The organism is Salinivibrio sharmensis (assembly GCF_001995985.1).
Taxonomy (GTDB): Bacteria; Pseudomonadota; Gammaproteobacteria; order Enterobacterales; family Vibrionaceae; genus Salinivibrio; species Salinivibrio sharmensis.
The window spans coordinates 151699-168544 of sequence record NZ_MUFC01000004.1 but is presented as its reverse complement, the minus strand read 5'-3'; the positions used below and the strand labels follow the sequence as shown (position 1 = coordinate 168544).

The following is a 16846-nucleotide window of genomic DNA, read 5'->3' as shown; positions in this document are numbered from 1 at the left end:
AGCGTGGTATACACCACGTTTAAATGAGACTATCAATAAGTTTCAAATATGAGACAATAGCAGGCAAAAGTTTTATCTTTACGCCTATTAGCCCTATCCTTGGGTTAAGAATAGGTGATCAAAGACAACACTGTTACCATACTCAAAAGACTGACGATAACACGCAGAGTGATGCTATGAAGAGCAAAGCGAATCAAGCACAAGGCATGTTGATGTTCCGCCTCACCGCCACCCAATCCTTCGCGATTGGAACGCTGAAGGTACGAGAAATCATCCCCTTTCAGCCGCTCACGGATTTGCCGGGATCTCACCCAACCGTGATCGGAACCACTAGCTTCCGTGGCATCGCGACCCCTGTCATTGATATGGCAAAAGCGATTGGTTACAAACCGGTGGCCAAGTCAGAATGGGAGTCTTGCTACATTATCGTGACCGATTGTCAGCGCCGGGTAATGGGTTTTTTGGTCCGTGGAATCGACAAGATCAGCGAGTGCGATTGGCGTTCGATTTCAGAACCTCCGGAAACCTTGGGCACACGCGCGTTTCTTACTGGGGTGATGAACATTGACGACAAATTGGTGCAACTGCTTGATGTTGAGTACATTATGGAGCACATTTTCCCCTCCGATCCAGACAAGCTGCACCCCATCTTAGCCGACGTCGATCGTGAGAAACTCAAACCCATGAATATACTCTTGGTCGATGACTCATTAACGGCGAGGCGGCAATTATCAGAGGCGCTAGACAGCATAAACATCCCCTATTTTGTCACCAACAATGGCCTAGAAGCGCTGCAAATGATGAAGAATGCCGCCTCAGCTGGCAAGCCATTTGATATTATTGTCAGCGATATCGAAATGCCTGGGATTGATGGCTATGAGCTCGCCTTTGAGATCCGCAGCGACGATAAACTGGCGGAAGCTTACTTGATATTGCACACCTCGCTATCAAGTGACATCAGTGTCGACCGTGCCAAACAAGTCGGGGCGCACGAAGCGCTGACGAAATTCGATGCCACTGAGCTAGTGCAAGCTATGTTGCGTGGCGCGATGATGAAAACATCCGGTTCATCGGTCAAGTTAGAAGGCAGTCCAACCGATTACTGAGCGTGTTTACCACGTTATGGGTGAGCCTTGATATGTGTCATGACACTGTCAATGCTCACCTGTTATCGTTGCCACCATCAATAAGCGAAGAAGGTAGGGTGACGGTTTAGCCAGCTAAATGAGGTTGTTGATAGACTGGCCTCACAATGTCTTTTCTTCACCCGCCTGTTTAACTCAAGTGTTTAAAAACTCCCCACTTCAAGCGCGAAAAGACTGGGTTTGCGGCAGCGCTTGTGGTTTAATTTTTTCATACTTCAAAAGATAGAAGGCGACTACTATGACCAGCGTATACGAGATCGTTAAGCACTCACGACAAAAGAACAAACTGAAGCGCGAAATCCAGGACAACGACAAGAAGATCCGCGACAACCAAAAGCGGGTGGTGCTGTTAGAAAACTTGCTCGATTACATCCAGCCAGAGATGTCCTATGAAGAGATCGTGGAGATCATCAAAAACATGAAAGGCGATTATGAAGATCGCGTTGATGACCACATCATCAAAAATGCGGAAATTTCTAAGCAGCGCCGTGAAATCAGCCGCACTATCAAAGAGCTAACGAAACAAAGCAAGGGCGGCAAATAACCCCTTTACTTGATCGACCTAAAAGCCCGCCAAAAAGGCGGGTTTTTTATATGGCAAGAGGGTTGGCGATAGGTTCACCAAACATCGGCAACGGCCGCTCGTTACTATCGTCGTAGCCAATATTAAATCTAACCCGGTTGATACACACCTTCTCTTTCGTCTGACTCAACACATCAAATAACCTAAATCGCTCACTAAGTTCTGGATGTGCCTGTTGGTAGCGACGAAGGGTGTCACCCAACTGACGATAAAACTCAGCCTCGCTCACCCCAAGAGACACAAACCACGACGAAATAAAACGCAGTGTGGTAACAAAGTGTCCCGTATATAAATCATGCACCAAATAGTGTGGCGGTAAGTGTTTGATCGCCGCTCGCACGCTTTTATCTAAGCTATCCAACTCTGGAAACGGTTGATCAACAAAGCGTAAGTCACCATGAAAATCTTTGATCATGCAACCCACGGGAATATCGCCTTCCAGCACCACGGTAATGTTTTGCCCATGCGCAACTAACCCAATCCCGTATTGGCACAGCAAGTGATAAAGGGGGATAACAACGTGATCAAACAAACGCTGCAACCATTCGCTGGGCGTTAGCACGGTCCGCGCAATCAGCGCTTCGACACAGCTGACCCCATCACCACCGGCTTGCATCAATGTCGCCATACTCATAGGTCGCAGATGAGACGGTAACAGGCTTTCAGCACGTTCACGCCAGACACACCCCAACATTTCGTGATATTTGTAACAGCTGTCTACTTGCGCCTGATAAGGCTGCGGACAGTACACGCCGGCGACTTCCTGCTGCACATGCATACCAAGACGCGACAATAACGCATCCTGGCGCACACAGGTTGACAGCCATTTTGACAGCTCTGGGCCATGCGCAATAAAGCTTCCCGGTACGCCGCGATAGCAGGAGGTATTGAGAATCGTTAACGCTGTTTTTACGTCGTATGCGCCTTGCCCATCCGCTCGGCTCAAGGTACGAATCGACTGCTGTGGACGCCACTGTTCTGTACTCGCACCCAGGTCAATGATGTCACCTGAAGCGAATAAAGACGCATATTGGCTGTAGATATAACGCTGCATCTGCCACGGATGTACCGCCATTATCAGGTAATCATCCCGTTCATCGACCGCCAAGCGTGTCATGAGCCCGTCATAAGCGGCCGGTGATAGGGTCGCAGTGAGTAAAGAGGCCTGATCTAGTCCATCACTAAAACCATAGCGAGCACACTCTCGATGCACAGCGAGATAGTGCAACGCAAACGTATTGCCATACTCAGGCGCATACTGATGACTATCTTGCTGGCCCCAGCCTAATCGCCCTTTATTGGCAAGTGCCTTTGGGTGAGCATCCAAGTATGGCTGACGATCGGTTTCTGATAGTGTCACGAGTTTATCTGCTGATAGGGTGCTGAGCATCGCAAGATGCTGTTGTTCTGCAATGAGTGTTTCTTGATACTCCTCGATAAATCCGCCGAGGTGCAAAGGCGCCATCTCGAGAACAGGCTGCAAGTCCATCACCAATGCAATCAGCTCCGGATGGTGGTTATCGCCCCGTGACACGCTGCCACTGTCTATTATCACCATTCCCCAAATGCTCATGGTGCCCGTAAACCGCCACTCTGCATCGGGCAGCGCTAACCTAAATCGATGCTCTTCAAGGTGGTCAACGGTAATCGCATTTTCAAAATGAAGCTCACTGATCGCTTTTGCGAGCAGTTTCTGATTGGCCGCTYGCCAATAATTCCCCTGCATTTTTTACGTCCTTTATGCGTTATTTTTCACCAATTTAGGTGAAATGTGGCAATTCGGTTATCAATGTATTGACATTAGGATTAAATATCAATAATCATAATGATATCCATTATCATTTTGATTTTGGGATTAAGGTAGTGACGAAGATGTACTGCAGGGACGCAGCCTCACCATGCCCTGCAGCGTTGTGAAGTATAAGGATAATTATGAACACCATAAAAGCAGTCGGCTTTTCGCTCTCGCCGCTGGCGTTAGTGATCAGTGCCCATCTCGCCCATGCCGCCCCTTCTGCGGCCAATACCGAAACTATCATTGTGACCGGTAGTAAGATTCAAACCACGATCGCCGATTCCGCCAGCACCAACTGGGTGATCACCAATGAAGAATTAACCCGTGAAATTCAAGGCGGTGAGTCATTAAAAGGCGCGCTCGGGAAGCTGATCCCAAGCTTTGACTTTGGCAGCACCAACGCACGTACCAATGCGAAACAGAATTTACGTGGTCGCAGCGCGCAAATCATGATTGATGGCGTGGCATTGAATGCTGCTCGAACCATCAGCCGCCAACTGGATAGTATCGACCCCTTTAATGTCGCGCGTGTTGAGGTACTGTCAGGCGCAACCTCCATTTATGGCGCAGGCGCAACCGGCGGTATTATCAATATCATCACCAAACGCGGTGAAGCGGGTGATGCGCAACTTGAGGTTCACACCGGCGTCACCACTGGGTTTAACAACAGCGACGACCTGACCAAGAAAGCCGCGGTCGCAGTATCCGGCGGCAGTGATACCTTGCAAGGGCGCTTATCCGTGGCGTATGAAGGCAAAGGCGCGGCCTACGACGGCAATGGCGATCCTATCCTGCCCGATGTGACCCAAACCGATACCCAATTCAATGACAGCATTGATGTAATGGGTAGCCTCGATTACCGCCCAGATGACGAACAGCACCTTTCCCTAACCGCGCAATACTATGACAGTCAGCAGGATACGGATTATGGGATCTGGTTTGAAGATACGACCGATCTAAAAAGTGACGTTGAGCGTCGTAAAGGGCTCAAACTTGATGAGCAACCCTTCACTGAACGTTTGATGCTCAACACCCAATATAGCCATACCAATGTGCTAAATCATGCCTTGCTCGCGCAAGCCTATTATCGAGAAGAAACCTTCGGCTATTTCCCGTTTCCGCGTAACGGTCTATTTAGCGGCTCAGAGCAAAGCAACGATGTTTACGGCCTAAAAGTCTTACTGGAGAAAAACTGGGATAACGTCACGCTGAACTATGGGTTGGATTACAGTAAGGAAGAGTTTCGCGCCAAGCAATACGTCTATGATTCAACAACCAGTGCAACAAGTCATGGTTTAGAGTTTGAGAAAAAGGGCACCATCGGTCGTTATCCTGACTTTGATACCCAAAATGCCGGTGTGTTTGCTCAAGCAGACTGGGCCGTTAACGATAAGTTAAATGCCTTTGCCGGATTGCGCTACCAGTACACCAAATACAAAGGCAGTGATTTTGTGGGCTTACTCGAGCAAGCCTACGTACTGCTCGGATATCTATCCGATGCTGACGCTATCCCGGGCGGGACCACAGACAAGGACATTTGGCTTGCGAATGCGGGGCTTAAGTATGACCTGACCGACAACCAACAAGTGTGGGCCAACTTTAGTCAGGGCTTTAATATGCCTGACCCTAGTAAATTTTATGGTAAAGGTAAGTATGACAAAGCAGGCTCGATGAGCACTGGCGAGCTCTCGAGCAGTGTAAATGTCAATAACACACCTCTTGACGGTGCAAAAACCAACTCCTTTGAGCTCGGTTGGCGTACCCAGCAACAAGACTACAATGCGCAGCTTGCAGCGTATTACTCCCTATCTGATAAAACCTATAAATATAAAGGCGCTGATTTGGAATTAAATAGCAATAAACAGCGTATTTATGGTTTGGAAGGGCAGATTAAATACTTTCTTACTGATGCCTGGTATAGCCGCGCGCAGGGTCACTTAGTGCAAAGCGAAACCAAGAACAATGGTAGCTGGGATGAGCTGAGTATCTACAATGCCAGCCCTTCTACTGCGATGGCGGCAGTGGGTTACGATAACTTCGATTGGGGCACCGAGCTCAACCTCCAACACGTTGGTGATTTGTCGGACGAGACAGGATATAGACTAGAAGGTTACGAGCTAGTCGGCCTTAATGGTTACTATACCTTACCAGTAGGCCAGATTAATTTTGGTATCCAAAACCTACTTGATAAGCAATATCAAACCATTTGGAGCCGCAAAGCACAAAATGCTTACAGTGAGACCCCACCAGCCTCTAAGCGTGCTGCTCCAGCATTGTTTGACTACGCCGGCGTTGGCCGCACCTTTAGCTTGAGCTACAGCGCCACGTTCTAATGGTATTCCTTTTCGCGCCCAGCCCTCGCTGGGCGCGTTTTCTCCTAATGTGTTTAACCCGTCTTTGCACAAGAACATTGCCCCAGTAAGCCCGTGTCTGTAAGGAGTTGTCATGACACACCCTCTGAGTTTGAATGCGTTTTTCAATGCGTTGTTTGTCGAGCACCCACACACGCGTGTGATAAAAGCTCAGCCTGACCAAGTCAGTTTCCCGTGTGAACAGGGCGAATTATTATTACCGCTCACCTACACCTCAGCAGCCGGCCGTCATCGTTATCAAGGTGACATAATGTGGCGCGGTAGCGACGGTGAAACTGTCCCTACTACCTTTGCCGATGCGGTTTGCCGAATCGCGCAATCGGTGCCTGAGGTCAGTGGCGAGCGTCTCGACCGCTTTGCATCACGTGTTAGCCAGTCTGACGCCTATGTGCAGCGGGCAGAGGCACATTGGCAACACAGGTTCGCTGACCGCTGGCCACAGCGTTTTATCGAATCGGAGCAGTCTCTGACCGGCGGTCATAGCATGCACCCAGCCCCCAAGAGCAATGAACCACTGGCGCCCGAACAGCAAGAGGCGTATTTACCCGAATTTGCCCAGTCATTTGCGATTGAATGGTTTGCGGTTACGCCGGGGCAGTGGACAGGTGAAGGGGTTAACCATGATGTGCTCGACACCTTGCAATCCTTGTTTGTCGATAGCGTAGGCTTAACCCATGCGGCCAATTTGCCGCAAGGCTGGCTTCCCATACCCATGCACCCGTTACAAGCGCAAGCATGGCGTGACAGTGATGACGCACGTGCACTCAAAAACAGCGTGATTGATTTAGCCTTGACCAGTAGCGGCTGGCTGGCCACCTCATCGTCACGCGCCATCTATCATCCCGACCATCCGTGGATGTTAAAAGTCTCTCTGCCTGTCAAGCTTACTAACTCGGTGCGGCTATTAACCGCCACCGAAGCCAAGCGTGGTACCTTACTGAGTAAAATGCTCAACGCAGCCCCCGGACAAACGCTGCAGCAGCGAACCCCCACGACGACCTTTATCGAAGAGCCGGTCTGGTGCACTATTTTGTCCGTGCAAGGTGAGCCTTTATCACTGCCTTTGGTGAGCTTGCGCGACAATATTTTCGCTCATCAAGCCGATCAAGATGTCCACCTGCTCGCCAGTATCAACCAGCCGCATGGGCAAGGCAGTCAAATTAGCGCACTGATCGCGCAAGCCGCACAACACCATCAATGGACACAGCACGACGCGGCACATCATTGGTTAGCCGCCTTCTTAGACCATATTCTGTACCCCCTTTGTTTGGCGCGCAGCGATTATGGCATCTTGTTACTGGCCCACCAGCAAAATATCTTGCTGCGTACCGCGCATGGTTTGCCTAACGCCATGATGTACAGAGACTGCCAAGGTATTTGGGTCACCGACCCTGCCCCTGCGCTGTTCCCTGATGCATTCAGTGAAGGGTTACCAAGCTGTTACGTCCCAGCCGATAAGGTTGACCCGTATCTGAGTTACTATCTGATTGGTAATACGCTAATCAATACACTTTCGGCGATCAGCGAAGCCACCGGTGTCACCGAGCAGCGTTTGTGGCAGGTCTGCCGTCAAGCTTTCGCAACTTGGCGAGAGAGTCATCCTGTGGATAGCCGCCTGTATGACTATCTTCTCGACTCGCCGACCCTACACTGGAAACGGAACTTTAACACCTTCCTCGCCGATCACAATGAAGCGACACTGGCCGATCCCAGTCAAATTTACACCGATATCGATAACCCATTTTATGGTGATAACTCACTGGGCTCATGGGTATTTAAACCGGTCAATCTTGATCGCACCGTGGGACTTCGCAGCCACTCGCTCGACACGTCTTATCACCTCATCGACGTGATGGAGCATGGTCAAGCCAAAGCGACCTTCGTGCTGCACCAGCCGGACAAGGACACCGCGACGCTAACCACGCGCTATTGCAATGATGAATCACTCTGGTGGTCGGCCATTGAGCACGCCTTTTATCAGCATCAGTGCCAAGCACTGCATGCTAGTGATTACCCTCACGCACTGCAATCCGTCATCGCCCCCGGCACACCACTGACACTGTCGCAGTTTAAACAGCACTGTCCGATTTGGCACCAAGCTCAGGCCCCCGCCAATGAGGGATACCAAACAGCAGACAATGGCTTAACCCACCCAACGCGGCCTGAAAAACCACGCGGTGTGTTCTATCGTCGCTACTTTTATCATCTCAAACGCACCCTGACGCTACGTCCGGTGGCAATAGAACGCGATCTCGCATGCTTTCACGCCTGGCATAACCATCCGGATATAGCCCCGATTTGGGAATTAGAGGGCTCGCTCGCCTTTCACCGCCAATACCTGCAAAAGGCGCACCATGACGCACACCTTATCCCCGTGATTGGCGAGTTTGATGGCCAGCCTTTCGGCTATTTTGAAATTTATTGGGTCGCCGAAGACCGGCTTGGACCTTACTACGATGTCGATGCCTTTGATCGTGGGGTTCACATGCTAGTGGGTAACCCTAACTTTATGGGCCGCCAATACTTTAAAGCGTGGGCACAATCGATCATCCACTACTGCTTTGTAACCGAATCTCGCACCTTAAATGTGATGGGAGAGCCGAACGCGGCAAATTGGCGTGTGGTACGTATTAGCCGTGGCGTAGGCATGAAGAAACAAAAAGAATTCGATTTCCCGCATAAGCGCGCCGCACTGTTGCAATGTGAGCGTAACGACTTTTTCGCACATTATGCGCAATAAGGATGTAGTGATGACAAGGCATTACTCTGTTTTAGGTGTCGGGCTTGGCCCCTTTAATCTCAGTGCGGCGGCACTGCTGGCTCCCCACACTCAAACGATTTCAAGTTTGTTTGTTGAGCAAAAGCCACGCTTTGCGTGGCATCCTGGTTTATTGCTCGATGATGCAAAAATGCAAACCTCGTACCTGAAAGACATGGTGACGGCGGTTGATCCAACAAGCCCTTATACGTTTATTAATTATCTAGTTAAAACCAAGAAATTCTATCCTTTTACGGCGCGGGGCGAACAAACGGTTTCGCGGTTAGAGTTTTCAGATTATATGGCTTGGGTGGCTCACCAGCTTCCCAATACCCAATTCGACACACCCGTCGTTGACATTACGCCACACGGCTCAGGCTTCGCGGTGAATACGCCACACGGACAATTGACCTGTGATCATTTGATCATTGGTACCGGTACTCAGCCGTTTATGCCTGACTGTGCTGAACCATTTGTGGGTGAGCAGGTCTTTCACGCCAGCGAATTGGCACTTCGACAACCGGACCTAAGGGGCAAAAAAGTCGCCATTGTTGGTGGTGGCCAAACCGGTGCCGATGTCTTCCAGCACCTCTTTGATGATGAATTAGGCAAAGTCGCGCATATTGATTGGATATCTCGCCGCCCTAACCTACAAGGGCTGGATGAGAACCCATTTACTGATCAGTACTTTATGCCTGACTATGCAGAGCAGTTTCACGGTCTCGACCCCAAAGTCAAACACACTCAACTTGCACAACAAAAGCTGGCCAGTGATGGGATCACCGAGAATTGCTTACAAGGGCTATACCAACGCCTCTATCATGATAAATATGTACGCCGGTCACCGTCATGGTGGCGACTGCTTCCGGGACAAACACTCACGGGTATGCAATCGCACCCATCCGGTTACCAGTTAACCACAACAGCAACGTTGACCGGTGACTCAGCGACAGTCGATGCAGACGTGGTTATCTTGTGTACCGGATTTTCTCGTGCCCTGCCTCAGTGTCTCGATACCCTGCGCGATTGTCTCGAACTTGATGACAAAGGTCGGCCAAGTGTGAATGCGCACTACCGAGTAAAGATGCGTGAAGGCTACTCACAGGCGTTATATATGATGAATGTCGGCACGCATTGTCACGGCATTATTGAGCCGCAACTGAGCCTTGCGGCATGGCGAGCCGCCACCATTATCAATGCGATTAACGGTACACCATTGTACGATATTGCCCATCACCACGGTCTGCTTGATTGGGCACTGACGGCATCCTCCCCTGCCACGCCTAAAATGCAAAAAGTAGCAGGTTGGTAATGGCCCACGCACACACACAAGCGGCGAGACAAACCGCCAGATGGCAACCGCTCACCTTGACCTTGATTGCTGCCTTGATGGGCATCGGTCAGAATGGACTCTTGGTCTCGCTCCCCCTGCTGGTAGCACAAGGTGGCTTTTCACTGTCGACATGGGCAGTGATTATTGCCGTGGGGAGCGTGTTATTTCTCCCCGCCGCGCCATTTTGGGGACGAATGAGCGACCAACAGGGTCCCAAGTTTGTGGTCCTGCAAGCGCTAATCGGCATGGCGATTAGCTTTGCGTTATTGCTCGCTGCAACATTGGGTGCGCAAAGCAGCGCTATCCAATGGCCTTGGTTAGCGCTCGCAGTACTGGCACGGGTGATCTACGGCTTAACGGTTGCAGGGATGGTGCCTGCCAATCAGCATTGGGCCGTGTTACTCGCCGGTGAGGCGCGTCGTATGCAAGCAATTACCTCCATCAGTATTGGCTTAAGCCTCGGCCGATTAGCTGGCCCGTTGATTGCCTCGGCAGTACTAGTGATCAGCCCCTACGCGTCACTGACGTTGATGCTATTACTACCACTATTAGGCGCAATCGCTGTCAGTATGATGCCTCACTGCGCCGGTAAAAAGGACGAACCTCATTCATCCGCCCGTCTATGGCTAGCACCCAAAGCGATTTGGCCCTACATGGGTTACGGCCTTGCCGTATGTGCAGCGATTGCCCTGTTACAATACAATCTCACCCCCATGCTCAATCAGCTCACCGAATGGTCCGCCGATCATGTCAGCCAAGCCATCGGCTATTTGCTGACGTTAAGCGGTATCGCCACCTTAACCGTACAAGTGTTAGTGGTAAAAAGACAGCGTCTTAGCACCGAGCGTATGCTAAGCCTCGGCGCAATCAGTATGGTGACCGGCTACGCCCTGCTATTAGTGCCACATTTTGCTGTGTTAGTGATGGCAATGCTGGTGATATCAGCTGCCTGTGCACTTCTTATCCCCGCCTATACCAGCCAAGCGATGCAACGGCTCGACCATGAACCGGGGAAAGTCAGTGGTTATATCGCGATGGCCCATACGCTGGGTTATGGATTCGCGTCCCTGTTAGCAACGCTCACGTTAAATTATCCGCCCCTGCCTACGTTAACCTGCCTGCTGCTTTCCTGCGCCGTTGTCATTGGGGTACTGGTAATCAAACCTGCGGCTTCGCCTCGTTAACTCACTCATAGAGCAGAGACACTGCCACTGCGCACACCTCCTGCCACTTTTCTCGCCCTCGGACGTGAACATCAGCTTATCACCGAGGGCGAACAATGCTCTGAGATTAGAAAGAAGACAATAGTTCTCAGGTTACAACCTGATTTCATTGAGTTAATCACACGGGATGGCGTGGCAAGGATAGATGCAGCTAACTATACTGTCTAATAGATCGTCAGCTACTGGGTGAGAGATGCGCAAATGAAAGGAATCTTGTTGTCACTGATACTGGGCATTGCCTTTACCAGCCATGCACACGCGAAAGACATTACCTTTGGTATCGTGCCACAGCAATCTGCGATTACATTGGCTAATAACTGGGGTCCGATTTTAGAATACGTCTCTCAACAATCGGGGTACAACCTTGTCTTTCGTACTGCCAAAGACATTCCCGAATTCGAAGGACGTGTGCTCACCGGTGAATACGATGTCGCTTACATGAATCCTTATCACTACACCGTTTTCCACCAAAAGCCTGGCTACCAAGCATTTGCGAAACAAAAAGATAAACGGATTCACGGTATTTTAGTCGTCAAAAAAGAGGCGTCCATTTCCTCCCTTGACGAGCTTGATGGCAAGCGCTTAGCGTTTCCCTCCCCCGCCGCGTTTGCCGCCAGTGTGGTGCCACGTGCCGCGCTGAAGAATCAAGGTATCAGCATTACGCCACAATATGTCTCGTCCCATGACTCGGTGTATTTGAACGTTGCACGAGATTTCTTTATTGCCGGCGGCGGCATTGAGCGCACCTTTAACAATACCAGTGCTGAAGTGAGCGAGCAGTTACGCGTGTTATGGAAAACGCCCGGCTATACGCCTCATGCATTCGCGTTTCATCCCGACCTTGACCCTCAAGTCGCCGACGCGATTAAAGCGGCCTTTCTCTCCCTCAATGACAGTGAAAAAGGCCGAACGCTGCTGGGTAACATCAGCTTCAAAGGGATAGAATCCGCGCAAGATGAGGATTGGGACGATGTGAGAGCGTTAAACATTACGCTGTTGCAACACTTGCTGAGTGAATAACCCATGTCCTTGCGATTAAAGACCATCTTAGGTGTCGCCCTGATTGAGGCGATCCTGTTGGCGATTCTGCTGACATTAACTCTCAATTATTTGGAAACCACCAACTATCAAGGGCTCAATCAACGCGCGAGTTCCACCACGCAGTTGTTCGCCTCCACGGTAAAAAATGCGGTGTTATCGTTCGATCTCGCCACCGTCGATTCTTTTACTCAAGAGCTACTCCATAACAGCGATATTATGTATGTCGCGGTTTTAGGCGATAACGGGAGAGTCTTATCATCGGCCGGTAACCTTCCTGAATCTTTCAATACAGCCATTCTTGAGATGAATGCCCAGTCCGTCACGGATGGGCTGTATGATGTACGCGCGACCATTTCTGAGTCTGGCATTGAGTTTGGGTCGGTCTGGATTGGCTTTGATCTGACTGGCCTGCTTGGCCAGATTAAAGACGCAAAAAATTGGAGCATGCTGATTGTACTGGGCGAGATGCTATTAGTAGCGTTGTTTTCTTACCTATTGGGAAGCTATCTGACCCAGCGCTTATCAGAACTTAAAAATGCTGCCGATACCATCGCCAGTGGCGAGCGAGACGTACACATTTCAACCCACGGGAAGGATGAACTGGCCAGCGTGGCCGCCGCGTTTAGCAATATGATTCAAGCATTACGTGACTCCGAGAACAAAACTGCGACCTACCAAAAACGACTAGAAGAAGCCAACCAGACACTGGAAAGTAAAGTGGCGCGACGCACGGCCGACTTAGTGCGGTCCAATGATCAACTCCGTGAGATAAATCATCAACTCAAGCAAACGCAGGAAAAGCTAGTCGAAAGCGAGAAAATGGCCTCTATTGGGACCATGGCGGCAGGGGTTGCCCATGAAATCAATAACCCCATCGGCGCAGTGAAAAGTAACCTAAAAATGTGTCAAGAATATCTCGACACCTACCAAAAGTGGACAGACATTGCCGAGCGCGTCATTCACCAATCAGAGCCGCTCGAAACCCTCACGCACTGGAAAAAGCGTCACTATGCCGATGACCTTTATGATGATTTTAGTGATAGCCTTGTCGATGCCAACGACTGTGTGCAACGCGTGATCAATATTGTTTCCGCCTTACAGCAGTACTCCAGCTACAGCCAACAAACACGACAACACTTTCAAAGCATTGAGATCTTTACGGTGATTGATGAGGCGCTGAATACTCTCTCACCACCGACGAGTCTCAAGATATCGATCGCCGCTAACGTATATCAACTTCCCCCAGTCAAGGGACGCTATGAGGAGCTGGTGATGCTGTTTAAAGAAGTGCTCAAAAATGCGTTGCAAGCCTGTGAGCGGGGCAATCCAGACGTTGCACACCGTATTGATGTGGAGGGGGAAAACAAGGGGGACTCGTGCACCATCACCGTGAAAGACTCTGGACCAGGATTACCGCGTGATCAGGGTCATCGTGTCTACGACCCCTTCTTTACCACCTTGCCGGTTGGACAAGGCATGGGGCTCGGGTTGACGTATGTTTATGATATTGTTCGTCATCACCAAGGAGAAATACAGCTTACCTCCTCAGCCCACGGCACTACAGCCGCTATCACCTTACTCTGTCAGATAGATGACGCCGCTGCGAATTATGCCTCATAACTGCCATCCGATTTAGGAAGGTGTGTCAGGTGTTTTAAAATTCGCTAAAAATTCGAAAATATTATCTAGACTCAACGGTGCGCCAATGCCAAAACCTTGAACTCGCGTACACCCTTTTTCTCTCAAAAAGTCGATTTGGTTTTGATTCTCGACCCACTCAGCCACCACCTCGACGTTCATCAGCCGCGCACTCTGACCCACTGAAGTCAGGATCACTTCATCCATCTCACTCTGACCAATATTACGAACAAAGCGGCCATCTATTTTTATCACATCAAAGGGGAGGTCGCACATGGACTCAAACCCCGCAAAACCAGTCCCAAAGTCATCTAGCGCACAGGAGATCCCGAGGGATTTCAAACGTTCCATTTGCTGGCGCGTTAATGAAAAGTCATCGATCCGGTCAGTTTCTACCAACTCGACTTCAAGGTGTGCAATCTCATCGGGGTAGTGCGGCGAAAGGTGCTGGATAACATCAACCACAAACCCAGTCTCTAATTGTTTTGCAGTGACATTAACACTCACCGTTTTAGCGTAACCCGCCTGACGTAGTCGCCCAATCGCTTCCAGTGCTTGCTCAAACATCGAGGTGGTTAGTACATTTTCAAGTCGATATTGACTCAATAATGGCAAAAACTCCGCAGGGCTTTGGTAGTGTCCCGATGCGAGTCGACGCCTCACTAGCGCTTCAAAACCATCAATTTCATTGGTTACAATATTTAGCTGAGGCTGGAAGAAAGCCTCAAAGTGTTTGGCCTCAATATCATGAATCAAGGCGCGTAACGATGCATCGTCTTGATGATCCTCAGGGCAAGGTAGCCAATAGAGCGCATCGTAAAGCGGTATTTTTTCTGCTTTACGCGCCTGAATGGCCTCGAAAGACAATTCTTGCCAAGAGCGGAGCGCACTAATCATGAATTGCATTGAAAGATCTTTTTCCTCTTTTGCAGCATGCAAATGTTCAATCAGTTCGCTTAACAACCGGTGGCCTTCTGATGAATACTCAAACAGAGCAATAAATTTGTCGGCGATCCGATACCATTCGAATACCTCCAACTCATGCAAGTGTTCACTCACCCTTTGCAGACGTTGATTCCCCAGCATCACCGACTCGGTTTCATTAAGATTGATCGTGCCTTGGTTATCAATGATCGCCACAAGCCACGGTGTTTTTGCATTCACCGCCATACCTTGAATCTTCTGGTTAAGCGCCTCTTTTGAAAAGCAAGCGGTCAGTGTGTCGTGCGGCAAAGACGCGTGTTTATGGGTCAAAATGGTTTTCACCGTATCGCACAACACATCGCGGTCCCATGGTTTGCTCACATACTGGCTCAACGCACCAGCATTAATCGCTCGAGACACACCCGGTAGATCGGCTTGGCCGGACAACATAATGGTGGCGATATCGGGATAACGCTGATGGATGTTAATCAGTAACTCTGCACCGTCCATATTCGGCATACGGTAATCGGAAATCACAAGGCCAATGTGATGTTTGGATAAAATATCTAGCGCCTGCTGGCCCGACTCTGCGGTATGAATATAGGCTACAAAACGACGTAACTCTCGCTTTAACGCACGCAAAATATGTGGCTCATCATCAACCAATAGAATTTCCGTGTACGCCATCATGCGTTTTGGCCTCCTCTTATCGCTTGTTCATCAAACGAGGCAATCTCGTCGGCGTAGTTATCTGAACAATGCAACACAATGGTAAACGTGGTCCCTTTTCCCAGCTCACTTTTAACCGTAATCTGGCCACCATGAGCAGCGATAATATCGCGTGAGACAGACAACCCAAGCCCCGTTCCCTGCCCCACAGGCTTGGTGGTATAAAACGGTTCGAAAATCGTCGTCAGCGCCTCATCAGGGATCCCCTGCCCGTTATCTTTAATTTTTATCATTAAGTGCTCATCATCAAGAGGCGCAACAAGGATGTTAATTTTTCCCTCGCCCTCGATCGCTTGGGCTGCATTAATCAACAGATTGAGAAAAACCTGATTGAGTTGCATGGGCTGACAAATAATGTCGGGCGTCTGTGGCGAATAGTTTCTCTCGATCTCAATGGCATACTTAATTTCGTTGTGGATAATCTTCAGTGTCGAGTCGATACCGCAACGAACATCGGTTGACACCCATTCGCCATTATCAGCACGGGAAAACTCTTTGAGATCTTTGACAATCATCATCACTCTCGAGATACCCTCTAACGACTCTTCAATGAGATCGCTGGCATCTTCGAGTAAATAATCTAACTGAATCTTATCTTTTAGCGCCTGCCTATCAGCGCTCAACACCTTGTTCGCCGTAGCATCAATCTTTTCATCCAACTGATGGACATAAGCGGAATATTTCTCTAAGTAGTCATACAAGGTGCGGATGTTAGACGAGATAAAAGCGATAGGGTTATTGATTTCATGGGCAATCCCCGCCGATATTTGCCCAATCGACGCCATTTTCTCAGACTGAAGCAATTGGCTTTGCAGCTGCTTAAGCTCTGAAACCACTTCTTGATAGGCATCCGAGCTTCGTTTGAGTCGCTGACTATCCGACATTGTGGTGACTGAGTCTTGCTTCGGGGCCGCCAACATTGTGGGTCGGTAAAAACAAATCGCAACCTGTGTTACCACACCACACGCTGACGGGATGGGAAGAAACTCAATGTCTTGCCACTTATGTGCGGCGTCGCTCCCCACTTCCAAAGATGTATCAACGATGACAGAGCCGGAGGACAGTAATGACGTTTGCGTCGAGAAAACCGAATCGATGTTTTGCTGTAAAAATTGACGATGGACTGGAAAGCATGCCAATAGTGAGCGTCCAACCACTGTACTTTGGTTTGCTGCTAAGCGGTTTAAAAAACACCCATTTGTACGCGTAATCGTGTACGCATTATCTACGATGCATATCGCTATTGATAGTTGATTGAACAATGCTACTGACATGTCGCTATTCTTCACGTTTTCCCTCCCTACT

At 49.7% G+C, this 16846-nt stretch carries 11 protein-coding genes; 8 read left to right on the top strand and 3 right to left on the bottom strand.

Features of this window, described 5'->3' with window-relative positions; translation table 11 throughout:
- Positions 1–176 precede the first annotated feature (176 nt).
- Both BZG74_RS05655 and BZG74_RS05650 read left to right on the top strand, forming a co-directional pair.
- Complete coding sequence (locus tag BZG74_RS05655) at positions 177–1106, top strand: chemotaxis protein CheV (RefSeq protein ID WP_046075654.1); 930 nt, start codon at positions 177–179, stop codon at positions 1104–1106.
- A gap of 277 nt (positions 1107–1383) precedes the next feature.
- Complete coding sequence (locus BZG74_RS05650) at positions 1384–1689, top strand: DUF496 family protein (protein ID WP_046075653.1); 306 nt, start codon at positions 1384–1386, stop codon at positions 1687–1689.
- A 46-nt stretch (positions 1690–1735) separates the two neighbouring features.
- On the opposite strand, the gene BZG74_RS05645 is transcribed toward BZG74_RS05650, so the two are convergent.
- A complete protein-coding gene (locus BZG74_RS05645; protein ID WP_077771723.1) occupies positions 1736–3454 on the bottom strand; it encodes an IucA/IucC family protein in 1719 nt (572 codons plus the stop codon).
- 206 nt (positions 3455–3660) lie between these two features.
- Between BZG74_RS05645 and BZG74_RS05640 the strand changes: the two genes are divergently transcribed.
- From BZG74_RS05640 to BZG74_RS05615, 6 genes are all read left to right on the top strand, one after another.
- On the top strand, positions 3661–5856 hold the full coding sequence (locus BZG74_RS05640) for a TonB-dependent receptor (RefSeq protein WP_077771722.1): 2196 nt from the start codon (positions 3661–3663) through the stop codon (positions 5854–5856).
- Positions 5857–5968: 112 nt separating this feature from the next.
- On the top strand, positions 5969–8635 hold the full coding sequence (locus tag BZG74_RS05635) for a GNAT family N-acetyltransferase (RefSeq protein ID WP_077771721.1): 2667 nt from the start codon (positions 5969–5971) through the stop codon (positions 8633–8635).
- Positions 8636–8645: 10 nt separating this feature from the next.
- A complete protein-coding gene (locus tag BZG74_RS05630; protein ID WP_235605709.1) occupies positions 8646–9965 on the top strand; it encodes a lysine N(6)-hydroxylase/L-ornithine N(5)-oxygenase family protein in 1320 nt (439 codons plus the stop codon).
- Positions 9965–11170 (top strand): MFS transporter, encoded by a 1206-nt coding sequence (locus BZG74_RS05625; RefSeq protein ID WP_077771719.1) that lies wholly within the window; start codon positions 9965–9967, stop codon positions 11168–11170. The genes BZG74_RS05630 and BZG74_RS05625 overlap by 1 nt, the downstream gene beginning before the upstream one ends.
- Before the next feature lie 240 nt (positions 11171–11410).
- The gene (locus tag BZG74_RS05620) at positions 11411–12229 is read left to right on the top strand and encodes a phosphate/phosphite/phosphonate ABC transporter substrate-binding protein (RefSeq protein WP_077771718.1); all 819 of its coding nucleotides are present in this window, start codon (positions 11411–11413) and stop codon (positions 12227–12229) included.
- A gap of 3 nt (positions 12230–12232) precedes the next feature.
- On the top strand, positions 12233–13870 hold the full coding sequence (locus BZG74_RS05615) for a HAMP domain-containing sensor histidine kinase (protein ID WP_077771717.1): 1638 nt from the start codon (positions 12233–12235) through the stop codon (positions 13868–13870).
- Positions 13871–13882: 12 nt separating this feature from the next.
- Here BZG74_RS05615 and BZG74_RS05610 read toward each other — a convergent pair whose 3' ends face one another.
- Both BZG74_RS05610 and BZG74_RS05605 read right to left on the bottom strand, forming a co-directional pair.
- A complete protein-coding gene (locus BZG74_RS05610; protein WP_077771716.1) occupies positions 13883–15502 on the bottom strand; it encodes an EAL domain-containing response regulator in 1620 nt (539 codons plus the stop codon).
- Positions 15499–16680 (bottom strand): sensor histidine kinase, encoded by a 1182-nt coding sequence (locus tag BZG74_RS05605; RefSeq protein ID WP_235605708.1) that lies wholly within the window; start codon positions 16678–16680, stop codon positions 15499–15501. The genes BZG74_RS05610 and BZG74_RS05605 overlap by 4 nt, the downstream gene beginning before the upstream one ends.
- Positions 16681–16846: the final 166 nt, after the last annotated feature.

Excerpts from the sequence above, each read along its gene's own strand:
- BZG74_RS05615 (WP_077771717.1), top strand. The coding sequence starts at position 12,233 with ATGTCCTTGCGATTAAAGACCATCTTAGGTGTCGCCCTGATTGAGGCG.
- BZG74_RS05620 (WP_077771718.1), top strand. The coding sequence starts at position 11,411 with ATGAAAGGAATCTTGTTGTCACTGATACTGGGCATTGCCTTTACCAGC.
- BZG74_RS05640 (WP_077771722.1), top strand. The coding sequence starts at position 3,661 with ATGAACACCATAAAAGCAGTCGGCTTTTCGCTCTCGCCGCTGGCGTTA.
- BZG74_RS05610 (WP_077771716.1), bottom strand. The coding sequence starts at position 15,502 with ATGATGGCGTACACGGAAATTCTATTGGTTGATGATGAGCCACATATT.
- BZG74_RS05650 (WP_046075653.1), top strand. The coding sequence starts at position 1,384 with ATGACCAGCGTATACGAGATCGTTAAGCACTCACGACAAAAGAACAAA.
- BZG74_RS05655 (WP_046075654.1), top strand. The coding sequence starts at position 177 with ATGAAGAGCAAAGCGAATCAAGCACAAGGCATGTTGATGTTCCGCCTC.
- BZG74_RS05635 (WP_077771721.1), top strand. The coding sequence starts at position 5,969 with ATGACACACCCTCTGAGTTTGAATGCGTTTTTCAATGCGTTGTTTGTC.
- BZG74_RS05630 (WP_235605709.1), top strand. The coding sequence starts at position 8,646 with ATGACAAGGCATTACTCTGTTTTAGGTGTCGGGCTTGGCCCCTTTAAT.
- BZG74_RS05625 (WP_077771719.1), top strand. The coding sequence starts at position 9,965 with ATGGCCCACGCACACACACAAGCGGCGAGACAAACCGCCAGATGGCAA.